This is a genomic window from Bacteroides gallinaceum (genome assembly GCF_030373775.1).
Lineage (GTDB): Bacteria > Bacteroidota > Bacteroidia > Bacteroidales > Bacteroidaceae > Phocaeicola > Phocaeicola excrementipullorum.
On sequence record NZ_JAUDEN010000004.1, the window covers coordinates 105,406 to 129,672 of the forward strand.

The following is a 24,267-nucleotide window of genomic DNA, read 5'->3' on the forward strand; positions in this document are numbered from 1 at the left end:
TTCTGTTTATTAACATTCTTTTGCTATTTGGCTACTTTTTGCATAATTTTTTGAAGTCGCAATACTGACAATTGTCCTCCACTTCCGTTTGGGTGAATGCGATGTCAGCGCAGAAAATAGCTTCGAGCAGGCTTTGCAGACGTTCTCTGAACTCGTCCTCGTAAATGCTGAAATCCGAAACCTCCACTTGTGGCTTGCCTAGCTTTATCACAGGCGAGTAGGAGGCCGAGGCTGCGCGGTGGATATAAAGCAGGGCTGGAGCCACGGTTCTGCCGCTGTTTTCGTCGCGCATCTTTCTGTTCATGATCGCCGCATACAGAAATGTCTGGAATGCGTAATGGGGGCGTTTTCTGGCCGGCAGGAAGAGCGACTCCACGCTTTCCGGAGCTTCCGGTTCGCCTCCCGTCTTGTAGTCAACGATCCGGAGCATGTTGTCCTTGCAGTCTGTCCGGTCGATTGTGCCTCCTATGCACGACCTGATTTCTCCTTGCGGCGTTCTGACTGTGATGTCTTCTCTGACCTTTACTTCCGAGTCGAGGAAGGTGAAAGGCGTATATTCCTTGTCCAGCCGGAGCAGTTGCCTTATGTAGCGGTAGATAACCTCCGAGTTGATCAGTTGCGTTCCGTTGTATTCGGGAAGCTGCGGAGCCTGTGGCGATTTGTTGGCTTCGGGGTTGAAGAACAGTTCCCTGAATCCGTTGTCCACATACCTTCTCAGCCGGACAGGGTCTTTCAGCAGCCTCTCGATCGTTTCCCTGTCCACCGTTTTCTGCCTTTCGCTCATGTCCTTGTAGATATGTTCGGCTGCATAGTGGAAGATGCTTCCGAACTTGGCCGGATCGATGTCTGCGCTCACATCATCGGGAGCCGTCAGGCGGGCTACATATTTATAGTAAAACTTGAGCGGGCAGTCCAGGTAGGTGTTGAGCGCCGTCGGTGACATGAGCGCATGCTTGTTGCGCCTTGTGTCGAAGACATCCGCCATTCTCTCCATGATTTCCGGGGTTTTTTCTATGACGGTCGGGCACGCCGCCGCCGGTATCTGTTCTGCCGCCAGCTGCTTCCTGCCGATCGGGTGCCTCCATTCTATCAGCAGCTGCCTCATGAAGCGCGACATCTCTCCGCGGTTGATTCCGTCGGTAGCGGTGTTGTACATCAGCGTGACCTTATCCGCCCGTTGGATCATGCGGTAGAAATAATAGGCATATACGGCAATCTTGTGGTCGACGGTTGTCAGGCCGAACGCTTTGCGCAGGTTGTAGGGGATAAACGAGGACTCCCCTCCGCTTTTGGGAAGCTGCCCTTCGTTGACCGACAGCAGTATCAGGTGGCGGAAATCCAGGTTTCGGGTTTCGAGAACTCCCATAACCTGCATTCCGATGGCCGGTTCTCCGTGAAAGGGTATGGATGCCGCCGACATGACACGGACCAGCAGGCGTCTGAACGTTTCGGTCTTGACGTCAAGCTCTTTGTCTTCAACGAGCGAGCGGAAGCGGTTGGTCATGGTGTATGCCTTGAACAGTGCTTCCTGATAGAGCTGGTCGTATGCGTCGCCTGTCTTTTCCCCCTTGTGGAGCGTTGCGATCTGTTTCAGCAGCGAAGACAGTCTTTCGCACAGTGACAGGTTGCCGGCGCATGGCGAGAACGCCTCTTCAAGCACACCGTCCTTCGACAGTTCCGAGGGCAGGGGATAGAAGCGGTTGCCTTTTACCAGTTCGCTTTCCACATTGGCGGTATGGGGTGAGATCTTCTGCATGTAAGGGTGTTTCAGCAGAGATACGACCGGTGCGAAGAGGAAATGCCCCGCTTTGGCATCATACCCTTCGGTGTGCAGTTCGACAAACGCTTTCACGAAACTGTATGCCGGAGTCTGCGAGAGCGGAAATCCCATGGTAATGTTGATGTGCCTTATGTTTTCGGGGAGCGAATGGAGGACAGGCTGCAGCAGCGATTCGTTGCACAACACCACGGCTGTTTCTTTTTCCGGTTCCGTAAGGTTCTCCCTGATCCATTGCGGCAGGTAGCGCGCCTGTCCGTTTTCCGTAGGCGACTCGATGAATTCGATCTGCTTGTCACGGTTCAGCCAGTCGAAGCAGGAAGGCGGAAGTTCCGAGGGAAAATCTCTCAGGTTCCGGCTGATGAACTCGCCGGCTTCGTGCGGCTTCTTGAGGTAGAACACATCGTAGTCCCAATAGAACATGGCCTTGCCTGCATCGTGCAGTTTGCTGAACAGGCGGTGTTCCACCCTGTTCAGTACGTTGAATCCGACGAATACATATCTTTCATACGGCAGCTTTTCCACACTGAGCGAGTCTGCCACTTCGCGGTAGAGCATCCCCTCGTAGGCGATTCCCTGCGTTTTCAGACGCTCCTTGTATTGCCGGTAGATTTTGCCCAGCGAGTTCCACATCAGGGTAAACCGGCTCTTCAGAGCGGTATCGTTCTTGATGGAGAAGTTGTGGAAGAACTGGCTGATTGCCTCTTTCTGTTCATCCTCCATGAAGTCGAAGCCCTCGGACATGTCGTTGAGGTCTTTCAGGTTGCTGAAAAGCGCATCGGTATCTGCCATATTCTTGTCGGCGTCGTCGAAGTCGCTTATCATCATTTCGCCCCAGAAATAGAAGTTGTCAAGCGGCTCGTCGCTGCCCGTGACCTCAATGTACGTTCTGTAGAGGTCGCACACCAGCTTCACCGGATCGCCGATGAGAAGGCCCGACGACTGTCTGAACAGTTCGCTGATGCTCAAGTAGGCAGGCGACCAGAGTGGCTGCTCCGATTCTTTGGCGAGGTATTCGTTGAAAAACAGTCCGGCGCGTTTGTTCGGGAAGATTACTGCCGTGCGGCTCAATTCGCCTCCGGTCTTTTCAAACAGGTCGTGCGCCACTGATTTTAGAAATGTTTCCATAATGATTTAGCTTACGTGTTGTTCGTCACAATTGATTCTTTCCAGTTCGTCGGCAAACACATACCACAGATAACCCTCCACATGCTTGTGTCCCATTCTCGTCAGGAGTTCCATGTATTCGCGCACCTGCTGCCTGTATGCGTCATGTTTTTTCCCGAATTTGAAGTCGACCACAACGACTCGGCCGTCTTTCTTCATCACGCGGTCGGGCCTCCGGGTCTGCAATCCGCCTTCCTCGTCCCTGAAAATGATGCTGCATTCATTGTACAGCTCCCATCCGCCGTCGAACCAGTCGGCAACGACCGGGTTTTCCAGTGCTTTTTCCGCTATTTCCCTGGTTCTGCGTTCCTGCTCTTCCGTTTCAAAGATACCGTTGAAGCGGAGGTTGCCGATGGCCTGTTCCAGGTCGCTTTTCCGCCTGATGGAGGCAAAAACGCTGTGGAGCAGCTGCCCCTGCTGGATATAGTGCGCCTTGTCGTCTTCGTCCCCCCGGATGAACTCTGCCGATTTGTTTGATTGCTTGAATTCGATTTCCGGTGTAAGGCTCTCTACCCGCATGGAGATGGTTTCCGGTTTGGCTTTCAGCCGGTTTGCCGACTGCTTTCTGCCTTCCTGCTCAGTGCAGAGAGAACCGAACTCATATGTTTCGCATGTGTCGCCTTCTTCCGGACATTCACCGGAAGGGTCGGGCTCCGGTGTCTGCATGAAATCCAGCTTTTCTACCGCTTCGCGCAGCAGTTCGGACACCGAGTTGGCCTGCTTCTGCTTGCCGAGCACGATCAGGTTCTTGCAGGCACGTGTGAATGCCACGTAGAGCAAGTTCAGGTTGTCGACCCATAACTGCAGGTGCTCTGTCTGGTAACAGTCGTGGTAAACCGACTGGGCCATGTCTTTTGAATAGTTGATGGGAGCCAGATCCAGTTCGTTGAAAGGCGCGAAGTCAGGGTTGTCCGCATCGAGCGAGCACCATACCAGGTGGCTGTTCGTTTCATTTTCCATTTTCCAGTCGCAGAAAGGAATCAGCACGGTATGGTATTCCAGCCCTTTCGACTTGTGGATCGACAGGATGCGGATGCCGTCAATTTCTCCGGAGGGGATGGTCTTTTCGTGCAGCACCTCTTCCCAGTAGGCAATGAAAGCAGCTATGTCCGATGAATTGTCCTGGACATACAGCGTCACCGCATCGTAAAATGCGCAGAGATAAGCGTCCTGTCCTTTGATTTCGCGGATATTGAAGATCGATGCCAGCGTTTCGAGCAGTTCATAAAGCGGCATGAACATAAGTGTGTCTTTCCGCAGGAGGAGTTCTGCGGGAAGGTATTTTTCCGCCCCTTCAAGCAGTATCGTGTTCAAGGCGGTGTCCTTGTGCAGGATTTCCTGCTGGTACGTTGCGGCCAGGCGTGCAAGCGATATGGAGTCGTCGGGAAAAGCAAAGAGCCGTAGCCCGTCGACCAGCATGTTTGCGGCCGGCGAAGCGTCCAGCCTGAAAGCTTCGTCAGACACGATCCGGTGGGACGTGTGCTGCTCGAAGTAGCCGGCTATTTCGGGGATCGCCTTGTTCTTCCGGACCAGGATGGCGATGTCGCTGGCAACTATGCCTTGTCCGACCAGACGTTCCACCTCGGCGGCCAGCTGTTCAAGCATTGATTCCGCATACGGATGCTCCTTGCTGTTGGGCAGGAAAGCAAGCTTCACGTATCCTCTGTTGTCCTTCTTCGGCGTTTTCTGTTCCACATCCGCGTAGGCTTCGGTCAGATCCGTGCAGTGGTTTCCGGTTTCTTCGCGGTACCTTTCGTCAAGGACGAGCGATGCGGCCTTGAAAATTCCGTTGTTGAACCGGATGATGTTGGTTTCGCTTCTCCAGTTTGTGTCCAGCGTGCATTCCCTTGTCCTGAAGGCAGGGTCTTTCTTTATGTTGGCGAGAATCCTCCAGTCGCCGTTCCGCCAGCGGTAAATGCTCTGTTTGATGTCGCCTACAATCAGGCTGCCTTCTTTTTGTGCGAGGCTTTCTTCGAGCAGGAGGTGGAAATTCTCCCACTGCATGCGCGAAGTGTCCTGAAACTCGTCAATCATAACGGTATCAACGGTTGTGCCGATTTTCTCGTAAATGAACGAAGCGTCGCCTTTAGCCATCAGATTATGGAGCAGGGCGTTGGTTTCCGAGAGCAGGAAACGGTTGTGTTCCCGGTTCAGCAGGTTGATTTCGTCGTAGATGTTTGCCAGCAGCCTCAGGTTGTTGAGATATCTCAGCGAGAGCTTGCACGAATTGAGAATCATGTTGTTTTTCGGACGCACTTTCTCGGCTTCCTGCAAGAGCGGGAGAAGGGAGGATGCAGCCAGTTGGCGGATGATGTCACGCTTGGGAGATGTCTTCGAAGCCCAGTTGCCTGCATCCTCCAGACAGTTTCTTACCGTCGCGTTGCAAATGTCGTCGCCCAGCTTTCCGTCGCCCAGCTTCCGGAAATAGCCGCTTATTCCGCTGCTTTTCTTTATCAGGTCGGCCGGGTCAAGTCCGTTCGCGCTGAGGGCTGAAAGATACTTTTCGCTGAAGTCCTTCATCTGCTTCAGTATCTTTGCCTGGATATTTTCAAGCTCTTTCTTGTAGTTCGGAAGGAAGTGGGGATCGGCAAGCTTCTCCCTCAGTTTCTCTCCCTTTTCGATATAGCTTTCGTCAAAGATGTTCCAGCCGAAACTTTTTATTTCTTCCGAAACGTTCCAGCGTTTGTCGTTTTCTATTTTTTCTTCGATGTACTCGATCAGCCAGTACAGTACGGGAGAGTTCCGGTCCAGCTTTTCAATCAGGATGTCTACGGCATCGCTCAGCACCTCCTTGTTGTTCAGTTCGATCGAAAGCCCTGCGCCCAGATTGAGTTCGCGGGCGAGGTTTCTCAGAACGGACTGGAAGAACGAGTCGATGGTTTCGATCCGGAAACGGCTGTAGTCGTGGATGATGTTGGTCAGTGCCTTGCCTGCCGACCGGCGTATCTCGTTTTCCGCCTTGCCTGTACGTTTCTGTATTTCCTTCAGGTATCCGTCCGAGTCCGGACAACGTTCGGCGATTCCGTCAAGCTGTTCCAGGATTCGCTCCTTCATTTCGGCTGTAGCCTTGTTCGTGAACGTTACGGCAAGAATCCTCCGGTAGGCAGTGGGGTCTTCAATCAGTTGGCAGATGTAATTGACTGCCAGCGTGAAGGTCTTTCCCGAACCGGCGGAAGCCTTATAGACCAGAAGTTCCGGGTTAGAATGTGACATAGGTTAAGGTTTAAGCCCCGTCAGTCCTCCCCCGGAGGGAAGGCTTTTGAGGGGGAGTATGACATTTATGTGAGGTTGCGGGTATGTCAAAAAAAGAGTCAGCTTCCGTTCTTGTCATCTGAAGGACAACCGCAGGAAGGAAGACACAACGTTCGGCGAAGTCTGTCCCGCATCCGCGCGGATGCCTTCGAAATCTTTCGCTAACGCTCGGGGCGGCATCGTTTCTGGCAGCCAGATTCTGTTTTGACACGTCCGCGCTTATTGATACAGGAAGCGTTTGATGCTCTTCTTCGCTGTCTTTTCAAATTCTTCGGGATAGAGTTTGACATGTGCGACCTGCGAGTAGGCAGGAAGCAGCTTGTTGAGCTCGACACGGTTCTGCTCGATGGCATCTTCCAGTTGCTTTTTGGTCAGGTTCTGGGCGAAAGCCTCCTCATTGTCCGGATATACGAGTGCCACGAGCTTGTTGTCTTTCAGTATTACCAGCGATTCGTTTACGAAAGGCATGTTGTTGAGCCTTGCCTCTATCTCTTCCGGATAGATATTCTGTCCGGAGGCTGTGAGCAGCATATTCTTGCAGCGTCCTTTGATGAATATGTTTCCGTCCGCATCCTTTACGGCCATGTCCCCGGTGTGGAGCCATCCGTCCTTGTCGATGGTCTGTCCGGTCGCCTCCTGGTTCTTGTAGTATCCCAGCATGACATTCATGCCCCGGCACAGCAGTTCGCCCGGAATGTTTTCCGGATCGGGCGAGTCGACTTTCGTTTCCATGTTTGAAACGGTTTTTCCGCATGACATATAAAGGATCTCGTCCCAGCGGCTGTGGCAGATAAGCGGAGCGCATTCCGTCATTCCGTAGGCGATGGTGTACGGGAAGTTTATTTTCCTCAGAAAGGCTTCCACCTCAGCGTTGAACGGAGCTCCTCCGATGACGATCTCGATGAAGTTCCCTCCAAATACCTCCATGGCCTGTTTGCGTATCTGGTCCTTGATTTTGTCGCTCACGATCGGGATGTGCAGCAGAAGCTTGCCCAGCTTGCTGTCGACCTGCGGAAGAATGTTTTTCTTGAAGATTTTTTCAACGATGAGGGGCACGCAGGCGATGACGCGGGGACGGATGACGGCAAACGATTCGGCGATGATTTTCGGGCTTGGCATGCGTGTAAGAAACCACAGGTGAGCTCCGACGGTAATGCCGTAAAGGAAGTCGAATACCAGTCCGAAAATATGTCCCAGCGGAAGCATCGATACGATCCGGTCGCCCGGCTTCAGCCCGACTTTCGAGTCGATGTGCACGATGTTTGAAATGATGCTGCGGTAGGGGAGCATCACTCCCTTTGAATACCCCGTGGTTCCCGATGTGTAATTGATTACGGCCAGTTCCTCAGGGTCTTCGCGGCGGTAGGCAACCTGTTCCGCACGGAACCGGCAGGGATATTTCTTTCCGAACTCTTCGTTCAGGTGCTCTCTTGCATAGGTGAGTTTTTTTGAGCGCGAAACCACCAGGTCGTAGTTTTTCAGCTCGATGATGCCTTCCAGGTTCGGCATGGCACGCTCGTTGAAGTTTTCCCACACCTGGTCGCCCACAAACAGCATCCGTGCTTCCGAATGGTTGACGATGTGGTGCACGTTGTCTGCCTTGAATTCATGCAGGATAGGCACAGCCACAGCTCCGTATGTGACGATTCCCAGGAATGCGGCTGTCCAGTTTGCGCTGTTCCGTCCGCACAAGGCAATCTTGTCGCCCTTCTTTATTCCGGCATGTTCGAAAAGGATATGCATCTTTTCTATCTTTCTGGCAACGTCGCGGTATTGCAGCGTTGCTCCTTTGTAATCTGTCAAAGCGTCCAAATTCCAGTTCTTGCGGATGCTTTCTTCTACCAATTGTATAAAGCTGTTTTGAATCTCCATTTTGCAAATTGCACATTTGTTCTTACAATGTGCGCAAAAATAATAAAACTTTGCTTAAGGAAGCCCTGCTTTTAGCGTTTTTAATGATTACAGGCTACATTTTGGACACTTCTGCAAAAAAGCACGTTGCGGAACTGCGTTGCTTGTCTGCTTTGGAGGACTCCTGAACCGGTGTGCCGGCGACGATGCTTCTGCCGTGAGTTGTCCGTCCGTCAGCCACCGCATTCTTCTCCGTTTTTACATGCGGCGTAATGGCTGCAAAACGAAGAATAGGCCTCTGTATATGCTGCAAAAATAAAGAAAAATGCCTGCCGGTTTTCAAGAAATTATTTACCTTTGTACATATACGCACATCAAAAAACTTCTGTTTATGAAAAAACTGTTTCATCTTGCCTTTGCCATCGGCTTTGCCGGCATGTGTTTCACCGCATGTACAGGCTACAGCGCCCAAGACTATGTGAACGACATGAAAAGCCTGACCGAAAAAACGCTCAAGAATGCATCTTCCTATACGGAAGAAGACTGGAAGCGGGTGGGTGAGGAATACCGCAGCATCAATGAAAAAGGCAAAAAGGTATTGGAGGATATGACCGAAGACCAGCGGAAGGAACTGGAAAAGTTCTCGGAAGAAGTGTCGGAAAAAGCCGCCGAGTTCAATCATGAGGAACTGAAGCAGCAGTTTGATGACCTGATGCAGCAGGCGGACGGTTTCATCAATGATATGTTAGAAGAAATCAAAGACAAAGAATAGGCAAAAGACGTATCGTAATCGGTATGCAGCGCATCGGATTTTTTTCGGTTGCTGATTGTCGTTGCGCAAATCTGCATTTCTTCTGCGTTTTCTCACATATTTTGCTTATGTTTGCAGAAAGATTGAATCAAAAGAAACGGAATTATGCTGGTTTACAACACGACTTATCATGTAGAAATGGATGACGCGCGCAATTTTGTCATCTGGCTGAACGAATGTTATATTCCTGAAGCGGAGAAGAGCGGTATTCTGAAGAATCCGCGCATACTCCGCATACTGAGCCACAAGGAACAGGACAGCGAATGCTTTTCGTTGCAGTGGGAGGCGGAGGATTCGGCCGCACTGCACAAGTGGCTGGTGAACGGAGGAGAACATCTGAACGGGGAAATCAAAAAGATATTCAAGGATAAAGTGGTCGGGTTTCCGACATTGATGGAGGTCATCAGGTGATACAGCCCGTCAAAGAGAAGATCATACTGGGCATAGATCCGGGAACGAATGTCATGGGATACGGCGTGCTGAAGATTGCGGGAGTCAAGCCGCATGTGATGGCGCTTGGAGTGATCGACCTCCGCAAATGCGTGGATCCTTATCTGAAGCTGAAGCATATTTACGAGCGGGTGCAGGGAATCATCACTTCGTATCTGCCCGACGAGCTTGCCATTGAGGCTCCTTTCTTCGGGAAAAACGTGCAGTCGATGCTGAAGCTCGGACGTGCGCAGGGGGTGGCTATCGTGGCTGCGCTGTGCCGCGACATACCTGTCACTGAATATGCCCCGCTGAAAATCAAAATGGCAATCACGGGGAACGGACAGGCAAGCAAGGAGCAGGTGGCGGACATGCTGAAACGCATGCTCCATATTCCGGAGTCGGAGATGGGGCCTTTTCTTGATGCGACCGACGCGCTCGGGGCTGCCTATTGCCATTATCTTCAGATGGGAAATCCGGTCCTGCCCAAAGTTTATTCAAACTGGAGAGATTTCATAGCGAAAAATCCGAACCGAATAAAAAAATAATTTGTAAAATGAAACTGAAACACGTAATTCTGATGTCTGTCATTACGGCTGCCGGATGCAGCCAGTCGCAGAAAGACGGTTTTTCTTCGTATGAGGATTATCCCGTCTACAAGGGAGAATGGGAAGAAATGGTTTACTCTCCGTCGTCGACACACTTTGCGCTGTGGGCTCCTACTGCGCAGGAGGTGCGGGTGATGCTCTATGAACAAGGCCTCGGAGGATCGGCCTACCAGATGCTTCCCATGGAAGAGGAAACTGACGGTATGTGGAAGGTAAAGGCCGACGGGGATCTGAACGGAAAGTTCTATACTTTTAATGTGAAGGTAAACGATACCTGGCTGGGCGATACGCCGGGAGTGATGGCGAAAGCGGTTGGAGTGAACGGCGACCGTGCCGCTATTATCGACCTCGACACCACGGACCCGCAGGGATGGGATGCCGACAAGCGTCCGCCGATGAAGAGCTTCTCTGACATGATTATTTATGAAATGCACCATCGGGACTTCTCTGTGGATACGGTTTCCGGCATCAAGAACCGCGGAAAGTTTCTGGCTCTGACGGAGAAGAGAACTTCTACTTATCTGGGCGAAAAGACTGGCATCGACCACCTGAAGGAGCTGGGGGTTACGCATGTGCAGATCCTTCCTTCGTTCGACTTCGCGACGGTCGACGAAACGCGGCTCGACAAACCTCAGTATAACTGGGGATATGATCCGAAGAACTACAACGTGCCGGAAGGTTCTTATTCGACCGACCCTTACAAGCCCGACGTGCGCATCCGTGAGTTCAAGCAGATGGTCATGGCTTTGCATCAGGCGGGTATCCGTGTGATCATGGATGTGGTTTATAACCATACGGCCGTGGCGGAAGGCAGCAACTTTGAACGTACGGTTCCGGGGTATTTCTACCGCCATACGGAAGACGGGAAGTTTGCCGACGCTTCCGGCTGCGGAAACGAAACGGCCAGCGAGCGTGCCATGATGCGCCGCTTTATGGTTGAGTCGGTATGCTATTGGGTGAACGAATATCACATCGACGGATTCCGCTTCGATCTGATGGCTATCCATGACATTGAAACGATGAAAGAGATCCGGGCTGCGCTTGACAAGATCGATCCTACCATTTATATAGGTGGCGAAGGCTGGGCTGCCAAGGCTCCGCAACTGCCGGAAGACCAGATTGCCTTGAAAAAGAACATTGCCCGTATGCCTGGAATAGCGGCGTTCAGCGATGAGTTCCGCGACAGCCTGCGCGGTGCCTGGGGGGATGATTCCAAAGGTGCTTTCCTGATCGGCAAGCGGGGATTTTCTGAAGGCGTGAAGTTCGGACTGGCAGGAGGTGTCGTGCATCCGCAGGTGCAGACGGATTCGGTGAACGGTCCGCTGAGAAACTGGGCCGGAGAGCCTGCTCAGATGATCAGTTACATGAGCTGCCATGACGATATGTGCATCACCGACCGTATCCGTGCCACAATGCCCGGTGCGTCGGTTCAGGAACAGGACGCTTTGCTGAAACTGGGAATGACGGCTGTTATGACTTCGCAGGGCATTCCTTTCATCTTTGCCGGCGACGAAGTGATGCGGAGCAAGTTCGGTGTCGCAAATTCATACGCAAGCCCTGACAGCATCAATGCCATCGACTGGAGGAACAAGACGGCTCACCGTGACTTGTTTGACTATACATGTGGACTGATTGCCGTCAGAAAGGCGCATCCGGCTTTCCATCTGGGTTCTGCTTCCCTTGTGGGCAAGTGCCTGGAGTATTTGGAAACTCCGTCAGACAATGTGGTGGCTTTCCGCATCAACGGAAAACCGGAAGGTGATACATGGCTGAATACGACCGTTGTGCTGAATGCGGATACAGCTCCGGCCGAAATCGCCGTTCCGGAAGGGAAGTACTGGATAGTATGCCGTGACGGTAAAATCGACCCAGTGATGGGACTGGGAGTGCTGAACGGAAACAAACTTGTTGTGGCTCCGCGGACCGCCATGATTGTCCACCAGTAACGGAAATTTGTATGAAAAAAAAGGAAGGTACGGCAAGCTGTGTCAGAGGAAGAGCTTCGTGCCTTCCTTTTTTTGAGAGACAAGTAATTTATTGATACGTGACTAAAAAACAGAAAAACGGAGATGCAAGATATAATATCAATAACGGACGGAGTGGCGCGCAATCCGGTTTATCGGATGAAAAAGCCGATAAATCTGCACATCGGAAAAGGAGAGCATATAGCCATAGTCGGACCAAACGGAGGCGGGAAAAGTCTTTTGGTAGATACCATCACGGGGCGTTATCCGCTGTTGATGAATGAAGTGGCTTATGACTTTTCTCCTTCGGAGTCGGAAATGGTGTGTGACAATGTCAAATACATCACTTTCCGTGATTCATACGGCGACTCGGATGCCACCTACTATTACCAGCAGCGCTGGAATACGCATGATATTGACGAAACTCCCATTGTCCGCGATCTTCTTCCGGCGTGCGCGGACGGCGAACTGAAGGATGCGCTGTATGACCTGTTCGGGGTGGAGGCCATGCTGGACAAACATATTATTCTGCTGTCGAGCGGAGAACTGCGGAAGTTCCAGCTGACCAAGACGCTGTTGAGCGGTCCGAGGGTGCTTATCATGGACAATCCCTTTATCGGACTTGATGCGAAGACCCGTGACTTGCTTCATGTGCTGCTGCGCAGGCTGACGGAGATGACGCGCCTTCAGGTTATACTGGTTCTTTCAAAGACAGATGATATTCCGGAATTCATCACGCATGTGATTCCTGTGGAGGACCGTACTTGCGGTGATAAGATTTCCTTGCAGGAGTATCTGCATCAGCGTCGGGAGGTTCCGGCGCATGTTCTTCCGGAAGAAAAGCGGGAACGGATTCTGAATCTGCCTTATGGCGAGAATCTGTATCATGCGGAACACATTGTGGACTTGAACAAGGTGAGCATCCGCTATGGTGACAGGACGATACTGAAAGATCTGGACTGGACCGTCCGTTGCGGAGAGAAATGGGCGCTGAGCGGAGATAACGGCTCGGGAAAGTCAACCCTGCTGAGTCTGGTGTGCGCTGACAATCCCCAAAGCTATGCCTGTGACATCGCTCTGTTCGGCCGTAAAAGAGGGAGCGGGGAGAGTATCTGGGAGATAAAGAAGCACATCGGTTATGTGAGTCCGGAGATGCACCGCGCTTACCTGAAAAATCTGCCTGCAATTGATATAGTGGCAAGCGGACTGCATGACTCGATCGGGCTGTACAGGAAAATGCAGGAGAAAGACCGTGCCGTGTGCGAATGGTGGATGGATATTTTCGGGATAGCTGACCTGAAAGACCGGAATTTCCTCCAATTGTCGAGCGGAGAGCAGCGCATGGTTCTGCTTGCGCGTGCCTTTGTGAAGGATCCGGAACTGCTGATTCTTGATGAGCCTCTCCACGGGCTGGATATGTGGAATCGCAGGCTGGTAAAAGATGTCATCGAGGCTTTCTGTGAAAGAAAGGACAAGACTATGATTATGGTGACGCATTACCAGGAGGAGCTTCCGGCTGTCATTACAAACGCGCTTTATCTGAAAAGAAACTGAAAGCGGTCTGTGCGACGCGGTCCAATATGGAACATTGCTGTCCACAAAAAATGGGCAGGCTGTTGAATGTCGGATGTCAGCTGACGATATGGCAAGCATTCGCTCAGTTTGTGAACTTGCAAAGAATGCTATGTTCATTTTAAAGTACATTCTAGTGAGGGGGCTGGTGTGAATATTGATAAATGAAAAAAATAATCTAAACATATTTTATTATGGAACAGAATGAAATCAAATTCATTGTAGATTATGAGGCTGAAGAGGTAAAAGTATCAGGATTTTCAGAGTTAGAAGGTCGTGGTGGATTATATGTAGGTGATGGCATGGCTATGTTTTGGGGTGAAGGATGGCGTAATCATGAGCTGTTTATAGCCAATACGCAGACTGGCAAAATCCGGAAACTTTCGACTGAAGGCGGTACCATGCTTGTGGACGATAGTGAGATTGATTTTAAATCAATAGAAAAGAAGTGCCGTTATGGATATAAAAATGCCAGAAACAAGGATATAAGATATGCTGCTGTCAATAGATATGATTGTTTTAAAAAAGGCATTTGTGCCATTTCGTGGATGATATATCCGGATGGAAGATATTTTGAGGATTCAGACGGTTTTGGTGGAGAAGATAACGATGTGGAATTTGTATATGCAATAATAAATACAAACCTTGATATAATAGAGCCTTTTCGTCCTGTAGATGATATAAAAAAATATTTGGAAGAGCTCAGATCAGAGATAGGGTGATTATTTTATCTCTGCAAAGAAGGAATATCAGATATATTGATTCCAGTAATTTATATCCGATTTCATTCGTGTCCCGTTAAGCTATATTAATGATTCCCATACTGATAATTGGTTTGTTGTATATCTACATATTAATATATGAAACAGGATTCTGATTTTTACCAATCAAATGGGATATGTTCATGTTTAGAAAGGGAGAGTTCTCAACTTCTTCACCTTCAAATTCCCAGCGTCCTGGGTATTCTTTTGAACTAGTCAAAAACCAACGTGTTGGTCTAAATACTCCTATGATATATCCCGAACATATAGCAAAAGCAAAATCTGCATTTTGTGCTCGTTTGCCACATAATCGCCAATACTTTCTTGTACATTCATATAAATTGGGTCTTTCGCATTGAAGATAAGTCCTGCTTACATTAAAGCAGATTATTCTATCATTGTTCTTATTCTCAAAAGAGCCATAATCACGAAATACATTTTCCATCGTCCCTATTTTTTCCACAAAAATACGCATTATATTTGGTTTATCCTGTAAAAGGACTGCTTTTGTATCAAATAAGAGTTGTTTGACAGAAACACACCTCATATAGCAGAAATCGCAACTGTTTTCAGGTCATTACCCCACTCTTTGAGAAAAGTTCATAAGTAGCTTATTTCTAAGATATGCCTATTTGAATATCGTTTTAATTAAAAATCCGCATTGTTCAGAAAGTTTTCAGATTCTGTCCGCATCTTTGCATTAGAAAAATGCAATAAATGTATAACCCTAAAAAGAATAAGCCTTATGAAAAAGTTAGCATTATTTTTAGTGAGTGTGTTCGTGATGTCCGGAATCGCCTTTGCCGACAATGACAAGCCCATCCAGATCGGTCAGTTGCCTACTAAGGCTCAGACCTTCCTTTCGACTTATTTCAAGAGTTCGAAAGTTGCTTTGGCCAAGCAGGAAACGGATCTGTTCAGCAAGAGCTACGACGTGATCTTCACGACCGGCGAAAAGGTTGAGTTCGACAAGTCTGGCGACTGGACGGAAGTTAGCTGCAAGGTCAACGGAGTTCCTTCAGCGATTGTTCCTCAGGGGATCAAGAGCTACGTGCAGAGCAACTATCCCGACGCCCGGATCCTGTCTATCGAGCGTGACCGCAGCAACTATGAAGTGAAGCTCTCCAACCGCTGGGAAATCACTTTCGACAGCCAGATGCGCGTCATCGACATCGACGACTGACACGTCATTTGCCTGCTGTGGTGAATTATAATTAAAAAGACATGCTTTTTTGAATGAAACGATTATCTTTGCCTGCATAATTAAAAGCAAATAAAAATTCATGAAAAAAATGGTTTGGTTTGCCGCTGCAGGTGTCATGGCACTGGCGGCATGTCAGGAGAAGGCCGGATATACCATCAAGGGTACGGCAGAAGGTGCAAGCGACGGAGATATAGTCTATTTGCAGAACAGAACGGAAAACGGATTTGAAGCGCTCGATTCAACCGTGGTGAAGGGCGGTGCATTTGAATTTAAGGGAGTGCCCGATTCGGTTGCAGCCTTGCGTTATATTACCTATTCGAACGGAGACAGCCACATGGCCGCCATGATTTTTGTTGAACCGGGAACCGTTACGGTGAACATGAGCGCACAGGAGAGCCGCGTGTCCGGTACGGCCAACAATGATGTGATGCAGGGATTCATGGACGAGTATAAGCGGATTAATGATGAGATGGAAAGCATTTACAAGAAGGCAACCACTGATTCTACGCTGACCGCGGCACAGCAGGATTCGCTGATGAAAGTTCTCGACGGGAAAGAGGCAGAAGGTACCGGACGGATCCTTCAGATGCTTTCGGAAAATGTAGACAAGGCTGCCGGTGCAGAACTTTTGGGTATGTTCGGCATGGGATTCGAGGTAGCCGACGTGCAGCCGCTGCTGGAGAAAGTGCCGGCACCATTGGCTTCAAATCCTTCGCTTGTGCGCCTGAAGGAATACGTTGATGTGCGTGTCAAGACTTCGGAGGGGCAGAAGTATACTGATTTCGCTCTTGATACGCCCGAAGGAAAACAGGTGAAGCTCTCCGACTATGTGACGAAGAACAAGTATACGCTTGTTGACTTCTGGGCAAGCTGGTGCGGTCCGTGCCGCAGAGAGATGCCGAACGTTGTGGCTGCATATGCCAAATACAAGGCGAAAGGCTTTGAGGTGGTCGGCGTTTCGCTCGACAGCAATCTGGAAAGCTGGAAGAAGGGGATTGCCGATCTGAAGATTACCTGGCCTCAGATGTCGGATCTGAAAGGATGGAAAAACGAAGCTGCCGGTCTGTATGGCGTGCGCTCCATTCCTGCTACGGTGCTGATTGCTCAGGACGGGACCATCGTGGCCCGTGACTTGCGCGGAGAAGACATCGAAGCTAAGCTGGCTGAGCTGCTGAAATAAGCTTGTTCCGGCTGCCGGAACGGATGATGGGAAACATAGCGTCAATAAAAATAGGGGGGGTGCAGTTCATGTGAAGCGCACCCCCTATTTCATTTTCCGAAAAAGTTTTTTATCCGTCCCTTTTTGAGTTTGTTTCCGGTCTGTTTCCCCGCTATCATCTTCGTAGAAACAGAAAAATATCCACGAAAACAATTCGCAAAATAAACCTGAGCAAAATTTAAACGACAGGCTCTTATTCCGCTTGAAAAGATGATGGGAAACATTAAAATTTTATCTCGTCACGTCAATGAAAATAAGAGGCTGTTTAAATTTTCTAACGAGGTAAAATTCTATCAGGTTCTTTTGCGTTTGTATCCGGTCTGTTTTCCCGGTTTTACTAGTCATGAAATCGGAAAAATATCCTTGAAAACAATTAAGAGGGGGTGCATTAAAATGGTAAGATGCACTCCCTTATTCTATTTCTTGCCGGTCCTGTGGTGGATAAATCAGCTTATGTTTGCGAAATCCTTCAACAGTGTCCGGGGTGACGGATAAGGCTGGTCCTGACACAGCCTTTGGCCGCTTGTCATTGTCGCCTTGCTGTCCTTATTCGGTTGAGCGCTTCCTCATATTCTTCGGCCAGCTCTTTCATCACTTCGTCAACAGTCTGCAGTTGCTTCAGCATCGAGGCAGCCTGCCCGATTTCAATCAGCCCTTCAAAGATGTCGCCTTCGAAGATGCCTTTTTTTGCCCGTCCTTTTCCAAGCAGGTCGCGCATTTCATCTGTTGAGGCTCCTCTTTTCTCGGCTTCCTCCACCTGTTTGTAGAAGTCGTTCTTTACGAGCCGGGTGGGCGAGAGCTGTTTCAGTGTCAGGATGGTATCTCCCTCATTCAGTTGCAGGCATCTGTCCTTGAATGAGAAGTGTGCGGAACTTTCCCGCGTGAGTGCGAACCGTGTGCCCATTTGTACGCCGTCTGCTCCCAGTATCTGCGCGGCCAGTATGCCTTCGCCGGTAACGATGCCTCCTGCAGCGATCAGAGGCACCGTGCATATTCGCTTTACGGCAGGTATCAGGCAGAAGGTGGTTGTTTCTTCCCGTCCGTTATGTCCTCCGGCTTCAAATCCCTCTGCCACGATGGCATCTACTCCTGCTTCTTCACATTTGGCAGCGAAGCGTGTTGACGAAACGACATGCGCCACTTTTATTCCTGCGCTGTGCAGCGTGTCGGTCCATTTTGCAGGATTGCCTGCCGAAGTGAAGACAATCTTCACGCCTTCACTGGCAATGATGTCCATGATTTTGTCGATTTCAGGATACATGAGCGGAACGTTTACTCCGAAAGGCTTGTCGGTTGCCGCCTTGCACTTGCGTATATGTTCCTGCAAGGTTTCAGGGTGCATGGAGCCGGCTCCTATCAGTCCCAGTCCGCCCGCGTTGCTCACGGCAGATGCCAGACGCCATCCGCTGCACCACACCATTCCGCCTTGAATGATGGGGCGCTTGATTCCGAAAAGGTGACAGATGCGGTTGTTCATGATAACGTTTATTTATATTTTTCGATAAGTCCTGAAGCCACGGTATCTCCCAGTTCTTTCGCTTTTTCCAGGTTGGCCATGCCTTCCTTTTTCTTTTTCTGCTGGATTTGTGCATATCCCATCATCCGGTAGGCTGCCGCGTTCTTGGGGTTGAGTTCCGTAGCTCTTGTAAGAGCTTTGACTGCTTCTTCCGGCTGGTTTACACGCAGATGCACACTTCCTTTCTCCACCCAGTAGCTTTCGTTTCCCGGTTCCATTTCGATAGCCTTGTTGATGTCGTTGATGGCCTGCTGGTACATGCGGCACTGCATTTCAGCCTGTTCGCGGATGACGTAGAACTCTGCCGATACTTGTCCCATCATCGCATCCGAAAAAGCATTATAGTCTTTTACGGCTTCGCGGAACTGTCCGTCCTCGGCTTTCATCCTTCCGCGTTCATAGAGATAAGGGGCAGCATCCTTGCCGTAAGGCATGATGAACCGTGCCACAGCACTGTCCATCAGCGCGATGGCTTCTTTCTTGCTGGCTCCTTCAATCAGTTCCTTCGTCTTTGCGGCCGAGTAGAAAGAAGCGGCAGAAGCCAGTGTGGAATGGTTGACGGCATCATAGCTGGCAAAAGCCTCCGGATATTTCTGCTGGGCAAAGAATATGTCGCCCTGAAGCTGGTAATACAGTCCCTGGTTGTCTTTGTCAAGTGCGGCGTTGATTTCCTCCAATGCGCGGTCAAGCGTCCAGTCGCCGTAAGGCTGTTTCCCGTTGAGCGAAATGACATAATTATAAATCTGCTTGGCGATGTTGTAATGTCCCTCTGCCTTGTCTTCAGATACTTCAAGCATCTTTTTCAGGTCTTCGTCTGCCAGTTTGAGATGCTCCTCGTCGCCTTTGCTGATATACAGTATGGCCCGTCTTGAATACCCTTCGCTGTTTTCCGGGTATTTTGTGATAAACTCGTTGAGCAGTTCCTGATATTCGTTGCCCTTCAGGCTTGATGAAGCCATATACAGGAAGACCAATGCTTGCGATTCGTCTTCCGGCAGTCCCTTTCGGATGCCGATCGACTTGAGCGAATAGTCGTTTATTGACAGCGCATTTATTTCCAGAGCTTTAGCATAGTTGATTCCGATGGCAAAGCTTGCGTCGCTCTTTTCGTCAACATTTTTCTGGATAAGTCCCAGCACCTGTCCTTCTCCGTTCATTACCGGGCAGCTTACGGTCTTGTCGCCCGTCTTCATGTTTAATGTGTAGTAAAAAGACTGCTTTCCGATGGTATCCACTTTGGTGACAGTGCCTGTTTGCGCCTTGATGTCCTTTTGTGTGGAGTAGGGAAGCAGGAAAACGGTCTGGCCCATGCTGCCCGGTGCCGTTGCCGGTTCCAGGGGATAAATCTTCTTGTCCACTTCGGTCTGGAACTTCACCACATCATACATCTCGTCAGCTCCCAGGATATACGTGACAGGCAGTTCTTTCCCGTCGGCTGTTACGACCACGGCCCGTTCGGCTCCTTTGAACAGGCTGTAATCGGAAACAGCCGTTCCGTTTGCGTTGATGTAGAAACCGTTTCCGGTATTCAGTATTTTGTTGTCCTTGTCGTATGTGATGACTGAAAAGACAGCTTTCCGGGCTTTGTCGGCCCATTTGGGAAGTTCCTGAGCCATTCCGCTCTGAACGGCTATCCCGCAAGCCAGTAAAAGTATTGCTTTCTTCATATTGTTGTTCTCCATATTTGTATTATGCTTCAATATGCCGTTGCTTGACGGCTTCATAAATCAGGACTCCGGCAGCCACCGACACGTTCAGCGATTCGATTTTTCCATATAAAGGTATCTTGACCCATTCGTCGCAAAGAGCCAGATTGTCGTAGGAAACCCCCGTATCTTCCGCACCCATTATGATGCATACCGGGTTCTGGTAGTTTGCTTTCGTATAGTCGTAATCCCCTTTTTCCGTGGCGGCTATGATCTGGAATCCGCTTTCCTTCAGAAACTTGATCGTGCTTGTCAGGCTGTTTTCACGGCATACCGGAAGCGTATGGAGTGCTCCGGCAGACGTTTTTATTGCATCCGCGTTGACACTTACGCTGTTTTTCGAAGGGATGATTACAGCGTCTACCCCTGCACATTCGCAGGTGCGGGCTATGGCACCGAAATTGCGGACATCCGTCACGCCGTCGAGCATCAGAAAAAACGGATTCTTTCCCTGTTCAAAAAGGAAAGGCACCAGATCTTCTGTCCGCTGGTAAACGATGGGCGAGATAAACGCAATCACTCCCTGGTGGTTCTTCCGTGTAATCCGGTTCAACCGTTCTACCGGAACTCGCTGTACGGGCACGGCCGTATTTTTTAATGCGGCGAACAGTTCCCGCGAAAGTTCGCTTTGAATATCCTTTTTGACCAGAATCTTGTCTATTTCCTTTCCGGCCTGTATCGCTTCGATGACAGCTCTGGCACCGAATATCATTTCGTTCTTTTCAATCATATCTTTCATTTCATTTGTTTTCAAATTCCAGCAAAGCGCGTGCATTCTGCACGGCTGCGTCTGTCAGAGTGGTTCCGCTCAGCATATGGGCGATTTCCTGCACCCGTTCTTCGTCGGTTAGTTGCCGGATGTAGCTGTTTGTTCCGGTTTCCGTATCTTTTTTGTATACCTTATAATGCGCGTTTCCTCGTGCGGCGATCTGCGGAAGGTGAGTGATGCTGATGACCTGCCTGTTCTGCTTTCCCATATCCTGCATGATGAGCGCCATTTTCTCCGCTATTGATCCGGAAACTCCCGTATCAATTTCGTCGAAGATGATGGTCGGCAGCTTTACGGCTCCGGCTATCATGGCCTTGAGTGAAAGCATGACCCGGGCGATTTCTCCTCCCGAGGCGATGGATGCCACATTCTGCAGCGTGCCGTTCTTGTTGGCGGAAAATAGGAAAGTAACCGTGTCCATACCCTTGCTGTCGGGCTCTTTCCGCTGTTCGAGCTTTACGGCGAAACGCACGTTCGGCATTCCCAGCGGGATGAGCAGCGATTTCATCTGCTCTTCGATGTGCTTTGCCGAAGCAGTGCGAAGCGAAGTGAGCACCTTTGCCTGTTCGAGCACTTTGCTGTAAAGCTCTTCTTTTTTCCGGTTCAGTTCCGCGATCCTGTCGTCAAACGATGTGATGGCGTTGAGCTGGTTCTGATAGTCTTCCTGCACGGCAATCAGTTCTTCTACCGTTTTTGCATGATGCTTCTGCTGCAGTGAATAAATCAGGTTAAGCCGCTCGTTCACATAGTCCAGCCGCGAAGGATTGAACTCAATTTCTTCCTCAGCTCCTGAGATTTCATGCGAAAGATCCTTTAGTTCGATGTAGCAGGAATTCAGCCGTTCTGTCCATTCTTTTGCAGGAGCATACACTTCTGAAATGTTCTGTAAAGTCTGCATACATTCTTTGGCAAGCGGCAGCGTGCCTCCTTCCTCCCCGTCAATGAGCTGCTGGGCTTTGTAGAGTCCCGATTTGATGTCTTCGGCATGGCTCAGCGTATCCGCTTCCTGTTCCAGCGCCGTCTGTTCTCCTTCTTTCAGGTCTGCTTCGTTGAGCTGTTCCAGTTGGAAGCGGATATAGTCTTCGTCCTGCCGGCTTTTTTCTGCCTGCGTTATGAAATCGTCCAGTTCGCGGCACACCGTTCTGTATTCATTGTATACCTGCCGGTAGGCTGCCGCTTCTTTATCGTCCTGAGCCAGGATGTCCAGTATATTCAGTTGGAATCCCTCCTTGTTGAGCAGCAGATTCTGGTGCTGGCTGTGTACGTCAATCAGTTTTTCTCCCAGCACCTTCATTTGTGCCAGTGAGGCGGGGGTGTCGTTGATGAATGCCCGGCTTTTTCCGTTGGCCGTCATTTCCCTGCGTATGATGCACTCTTCCGGATCAAACTCCAGGTCGTTTTCCTCGAAAAACGGTTTCAGCCCGTAGCTCGCGATATGGAATTTTGCTTCTACAACACATTTCGACGTGCCTTTCTTTATTGATTTCACATCGGCACGTTGTCCAAGCAGCAGTCCGATAGCACCGAGTATGATCGATTTTCCGGCTCCGGTTTCTCCGGTTATGACGGAAAAGCCGGGGCCAAAACCGATGTCGAGTCTGTCTATCAGCGCATAATTCTGTATGTATAAAGACTGTAGCATAATAATCTCAGATGAGCAGGCCGGCCAGCTTGTCGATTATATCTTCGGCAACTTCCTTCTTGTTCTTCAGCGGATAGGCAACAAGCCCCTGCCGGTCGATTATGGAAATTTTGTTGGTGTCCACGCGAAAGCCCGCCCCTTTGTCGTTCAGCGAGTTCAGTACGATGAAGTCAAAGTTCTTGCGGTCCAGCTTGTCCTTCGCGTGTTGTATCTCGTCATTGGTTTCGAGTGCGAATCCGACCAGTATCTGGCTGCTTTTCTTCTGTTTTCCCAAAGCGGCGGCAATGTCCCGGGTCGGTTTCAGACGGAGCATCAGGTCATCCTTTTCCCGTTTGATCTTGACTTCGGATGTCGTTTCGGGCGTAAAGTCTGCAACTGCGGCGCACAAGATTCCCGCATCGGCATTCGCATAAGCCTTTGCAGCTTCTTCGTACATCTGTGCGGCATTCTCCACATCTATCCGCCGTATATTCGGATGATGCGTTTGCAGACTCACGGGGCCGCTGACCAATGTCACTTCGGCTCCCCGTCCGGCACATGCTTCAGCCAGGGCGTATCCCATTTTTCCCGACGAGTAATTGCCGATGAAACGCACCGGATCGATCTTTTCATAAGTCGGTCCTGCGGTAATCAGGATTTTTTTGCCGGCAAGCTGTCCTTTCTCCGCAAAGAAACGCTCCAGCGTTTCAGTTATTTTTTCCGGTTCTTCCATCCGTCCCTTTCCTACAAGGTGGCTGGCCAGCTCTCCGGAAGCCGGTTCGATGATATGGTTTCCGTAAGAGCGGAGAATGTCAAGGTTGTGTCGGGTTGAAGGATGTGCGAACATATCCAGATCCATGGCCGGAGCGACGAAAACCGGCGCTTTCATCGACAGGTAGGTGGTGACCAGCATGTTATCGGCTATGCCGTGAGCCATCTTTCCTATCGTCGAAGCCGTGGCCGGAGCAATCAGCATGGCGTCAGCCCACAGTCCCAGATCCACATGGCTGTGCCACGTGCCGTCCCTCTGCGCGAAAAATTCGCTGATTACGGGTTTGCTGGTCAGTGCCGACAGCGTGATGGGAGTGATGAACTCCTTGCCGGCAGGCGTGATGACGATTTGCACCTCTGCCCCTTTTTTGATCAGCATCCGCGCAAGCACCGCCGCCTTGTATGCGGCGATGCTTCCCGTGATGCCCAATACTATTTTCTTTCCTCTCAGTGTATCCATTCGGTGACAATATTTATTTTATCATTCCTGATTCGCGGAGGCGGATTTTTGTCAGCACGTTCTTCGTGTTCAATGTAAAGTCGCCATTCATGATCCATCCGTAATATCCCATGTCGCGTTTCAATACTTCGGCAACGGACATGCCTTTGTATTTTCCGAAATTGAACACTTCCACTCCTTTGTCATCATAGATGATGCGTCCGGCAAAGTCGGCGTTGCGGGTGAAGCTGGAATATTCCGAAAGGAAGTTTACGTCATTCTGGAGTACGTCGGGATAGCGGTCGAGCTGCGCTTTCAGCACTTCGTATGTAGCTTTTGTGTCAGCTTCGGCGGTATGTGCGTCTTCCAGATTCTTTCCGCAGTAGAATTTGTAGGCAGCCGAAAGCGTGCGCTGTTCCAGCTTGTGATAAATGACCTGCACGTCGATGAATTTCCTTTTGGTCAGGTCGATGTCTATGCCTGCGCGGAGAAACTCTTCCACCAGCACCGGCACATCAAACCGGTTTGAGTTGAACCCGGCGATGTCGGCTCCTTCAATATCCTTGGCTATTTCCTTTGCTACCTGTTTGAATGTCGGGCAGTCGGCCACGTCCTCGTCATGAATGCCGTGGATGGCGGTTGAAGCTTCCGGAATGTGCATTTCGGGATTGATCCGCATGGATTTGGACACCTCATTGCCGTTAGGAAACACTTTCAGGTAGCAGATTTCTACAATACGGTCGGTATTTATGTTTGTGCCCGTCGTTTCCAGATCGAAAAAGACGAGCGGATTCTTCAGATTCAGTTTCATTGCTTGGATAGGTTATAGT

General features: G+C 50.1%; 18 protein-coding genes. 8 read left to right on the forward strand and 10 right to left on the reverse strand.

The window, feature by feature from the left end:
* Nucleotides 1-31: 31 nt before the first annotated feature.
* From QUW60_RS03715 to QUW60_RS03725, 3 genes are all read right to left on the reverse strand, one after another.
* The gene (locus QUW60_RS03715) at nucleotides 32-2,905 is read right to left on the reverse strand and encodes a PD-(D/E)XK nuclease family protein (protein ID WP_289558516.1); all 2,874 of its coding nucleotides are present in this window, start codon (nucleotides 2,903-2,905) and stop codon (nucleotides 32-34) included.
* Between the two features lie 6 nt (nucleotides 2,906-2,911).
* Nucleotides 2,912-6,157 (reverse strand): UvrD-helicase domain-containing protein, encoded by a 3,246-nt coding sequence (locus tag QUW60_RS03720; RefSeq protein WP_289558518.1) that lies wholly within the window; start codon nucleotides 6,155-6,157, stop codon nucleotides 2,912-2,914.
* Between the two features lie 258 nt (nucleotides 6,158-6,415).
* Entirely contained in the window at nucleotides 6,416-8,068 is a 1,653-nt protein-coding gene (locus tag QUW60_RS03725) for an AMP-binding protein (RefSeq protein WP_258337632.1), read from the reverse strand.
* Between the two features lie 370 nt (nucleotides 8,069-8,438).
* On the opposite strand from QUW60_RS03725, the gene QUW60_RS03730 reads away from it, so the two are divergent.
* The 6 genes from QUW60_RS03730 (at nucleotide 8,439) to QUW60_RS03755 (ending at nucleotide 14,153) form a co-directional block, all read left to right on the forward strand.
* Complete coding sequence (locus QUW60_RS03730) at nucleotides 8,439-8,819, forward strand: hypothetical protein (protein WP_289558521.1); 381 nt, start codon at nucleotides 8,439-8,441, stop codon at nucleotides 8,817-8,819.
* Nucleotides 8,820-8,963: 144 nt separating this feature from the next.
* On the forward strand, nucleotides 8,964-9,269 hold the full coding sequence (locus QUW60_RS03735; protein ID WP_258337630.1) for a DUF4286 family protein: 306 nt from the start codon (nucleotides 8,964-8,966) through the stop codon (nucleotides 9,267-9,269).
* Nucleotides 9,266-9,835: a crossover junction endodeoxyribonuclease RuvC gene (gene ruvC / locus QUW60_RS03740; RefSeq protein WP_289558523.1), complete on the forward strand. Its 570-nt coding sequence runs from the start codon at nucleotides 9,266-9,268 to the stop codon at nucleotides 9,833-9,835. The genes QUW60_RS03735 and ruvC overlap by 4 nt, the downstream gene beginning before the upstream one ends.
* A gap of 8 nt (nucleotides 9,836-9,843) precedes the next feature.
* The gene (gene pulA / locus QUW60_RS03745) at nucleotides 9,844-11,841 is read left to right on the forward strand and encodes a type I pullulanase (RefSeq protein ID WP_289558525.1); all 1,998 of its coding nucleotides are present in this window, start codon (nucleotides 9,844-9,846) and stop codon (nucleotides 11,839-11,841) included.
* A gap of 123 nt (nucleotides 11,842-11,964) precedes the next feature.
* Nucleotides 11,965-13,413, forward strand: coding sequence for an ATP-binding cassette domain-containing protein (locus QUW60_RS03750; RefSeq protein ID WP_258337627.1), 1,449 nt, complete (start codon nucleotides 11,965-11,967; stop codon nucleotides 13,411-13,413).
* A gap of 212 nt (nucleotides 13,414-13,625) precedes the next feature.
* On the forward strand, nucleotides 13,626-14,153 hold the full coding sequence (locus tag QUW60_RS03755) for a hypothetical protein (protein WP_289558528.1): 528 nt from the start codon (nucleotides 13,626-13,628) through the stop codon (nucleotides 14,151-14,153).
* 124 nt (nucleotides 14,154-14,277) lie between these two features.
* On the opposite strand, the gene QUW60_RS03760 is transcribed toward QUW60_RS03755, so the two are convergent.
* Nucleotides 14,278-14,637, reverse strand: coding sequence for a hypothetical protein (locus tag QUW60_RS03760; protein WP_258337625.1), 360 nt, complete (start codon nucleotides 14,635-14,637; stop codon nucleotides 14,278-14,280).
* Nucleotides 14,638-14,937: 300 nt separating this feature from the next.
* Here QUW60_RS03760 and QUW60_RS03765 point away from each other — a divergent pair, with 300 nt between their 5' ends.
* Together QUW60_RS03765 and QUW60_RS03770 are read left to right on the forward strand one after the other, a co-directional pair.
* On the forward strand, nucleotides 14,938-15,375 hold the full coding sequence (locus QUW60_RS03765; protein ID WP_289558530.1) for a PepSY-like domain-containing protein: 438 nt from the start codon (nucleotides 14,938-14,940) through the stop codon (nucleotides 15,373-15,375).
* A 100-nt stretch (nucleotides 15,376-15,475) separates the two neighbouring features.
* Nucleotides 15,476-16,576: a TlpA disulfide reductase family protein gene (locus tag QUW60_RS03770; protein WP_289558532.1), complete on the forward strand. Its 1,101-nt coding sequence runs from the start codon at nucleotides 15,476-15,478 to the stop codon at nucleotides 16,574-16,576.
* A 565-nt stretch (nucleotides 16,577-17,141) separates the two neighbouring features.
* Here the strand turns inward: QUW60_RS03770 and QUW60_RS03775 are convergent.
* The 6 genes from QUW60_RS03775 to QUW60_RS03800 are packed head-to-tail and all read right to left on the reverse strand — an operon-like array spanning nucleotide 17,142 to nucleotide 24,248.
* Nucleotides 17,142-18,092: an NAD(P)H-dependent flavin oxidoreductase gene (locus QUW60_RS03775; RefSeq protein WP_258337512.1), complete on the reverse strand. Its 951-nt coding sequence runs from the start codon at nucleotides 18,090-18,092 to the stop codon at nucleotides 17,142-17,144.
* Between the two features lie 8 nt (nucleotides 18,093-18,100).
* On the reverse strand, nucleotides 18,101-19,798 hold the full coding sequence (locus QUW60_RS03780; protein ID WP_289558631.1) for a serine protease: 1,698 nt from the start codon (nucleotides 19,796-19,798) through the stop codon (nucleotides 18,101-18,103).
* Between the two features lie 22 nt (nucleotides 19,799-19,820).
* Nucleotides 19,821-20,567, reverse strand: coding sequence for a 23S rRNA (guanosine(2251)-2'-O)-methyltransferase RlmB (gene rlmB, locus QUW60_RS03785; protein ID WP_258337521.1), 747 nt, complete (start codon nucleotides 20,565-20,567; stop codon nucleotides 19,821-19,823).
* Between the two features lie 10 nt (nucleotides 20,568-20,577).
* A complete protein-coding gene (gene recN, locus QUW60_RS03790; RefSeq protein WP_289558536.1) occupies nucleotides 20,578-22,248 on the reverse strand; it encodes a DNA repair protein RecN in 1,671 nt (556 codons plus the stop codon).
* 7 nt (nucleotides 22,249-22,255) lie between these two features.
* Nucleotides 22,256-23,458 (reverse strand): bifunctional phosphopantothenoylcysteine decarboxylase/phosphopantothenate--cysteine ligase CoaBC, encoded by a 1,203-nt coding sequence (coaBC, locus tag QUW60_RS03795; protein ID WP_289558537.1) that lies wholly within the window; start codon nucleotides 23,456-23,458, stop codon nucleotides 22,256-22,258.
* Between the two features lie 13 nt (nucleotides 23,459-23,471).
* Nucleotides 23,472-24,248 (reverse strand): 3'-5' exonuclease, encoded by a 777-nt coding sequence (locus tag QUW60_RS03800; protein WP_258337508.1) that lies wholly within the window; start codon nucleotides 24,246-24,248, stop codon nucleotides 23,472-23,474.
* Nucleotides 24,249-24,267 lie beyond the last annotated feature (19 nt).

What these genes read in the sequence shown, in the direction of transcription:
- QUW60_RS03780 (WP_289558631.1), bottom strand. Translation starts at nt 19,798, where the DNA reads ATGAAGAAAGCAATACTTTTACTGGCTTGCGGGATAGCCGTTCAGAGC.
- QUW60_RS03720 (WP_289558518.1), bottom strand. Translation starts at nt 6,157, where the DNA reads ATGTCACATTCTAACCCGGAACTTCTGGTCTATAAGGCTTCCGCCGGT.
- QUW60_RS03715 (WP_289558516.1), bottom strand. Translation starts at nt 2,905, where the DNA reads ATGGAAACATTTCTAAAATCAGTGGCGCACGACCTGTTTGAAAAGACC.
- QUW60_RS03725 (WP_258337632.1), bottom strand. Translation starts at nt 8,068, where the DNA reads ATGGAGATTCAAAACAGCTTTATACAATTGGTAGAAGAAAGCATCCGC.
- QUW60_RS03735 (WP_258337630.1), top strand. Translation starts at nt 8,964, where the DNA reads ATGCTGGTTTACAACACGACTTATCATGTAGAAATGGATGACGCGCGC.
- QUW60_RS03760 (WP_258337625.1), bottom strand. Translation starts at nt 14,637, where the DNA reads ATGGAAAATGTATTTCGTGATTATGGCTCTTTTGAGAATAAGAACAAT.
- coaBC (WP_289558537.1), bottom strand. Translation starts at nt 23,458, where the DNA reads ATGGATACACTGAGAGGAAAGAAAATAGTATTGGGCATCACGGGAAGC.
- rlmB (WP_258337521.1), bottom strand. Translation starts at nt 20,567, where the DNA reads ATGATTGAAAAGAACGAAATGATATTCGGTGCCAGAGCTGTCATCGAA.
- QUW60_RS03800 (WP_258337508.1), bottom strand. Translation starts at nt 24,248, where the DNA reads ATGAAACTGAATCTGAAGAATCCGCTCGTCTTTTTCGATCTGGAAACG.
- recN (WP_289558536.1), bottom strand. Translation starts at nt 22,248, where the DNA reads ATGCTACAGTCTTTATACATACAGAATTATGCGCTGATAGACAGACTC.
- QUW60_RS03750 (WP_258337627.1), top strand. Translation starts at nt 11,965, where the DNA reads ATGCAAGATATAATATCAATAACGGACGGAGTGGCGCGCAATCCGGTT.
- QUW60_RS03730 (WP_289558521.1), top strand. Translation starts at nt 8,439, where the DNA reads ATGAAAAAACTGTTTCATCTTGCCTTTGCCATCGGCTTTGCCGGCATG.
- QUW60_RS03755 (WP_289558528.1), top strand. Translation starts at nt 13,626, where the DNA reads ATGGAACAGAATGAAATCAAATTCATTGTAGATTATGAGGCTGAAGAG.
- QUW60_RS03775 (WP_258337512.1), bottom strand. Translation starts at nt 18,092, where the DNA reads ATGAACAACCGCATCTGTCACCTTTTCGGAATCAAGCGCCCCATCATT.
- pulA (WP_289558525.1), top strand. Translation starts at nt 9,844, where the DNA reads ATGAAACTGAAACACGTAATTCTGATGTCTGTCATTACGGCTGCCGGA.
- QUW60_RS03770 (WP_289558532.1), top strand. Translation starts at nt 15,476, where the DNA reads ATGAAAAAAATGGTTTGGTTTGCCGCTGCAGGTGTCATGGCACTGGCG.
- QUW60_RS03765 (WP_289558530.1), top strand. Translation starts at nt 14,938, where the DNA reads ATGAAAAAGTTAGCATTATTTTTAGTGAGTGTGTTCGTGATGTCCGGA.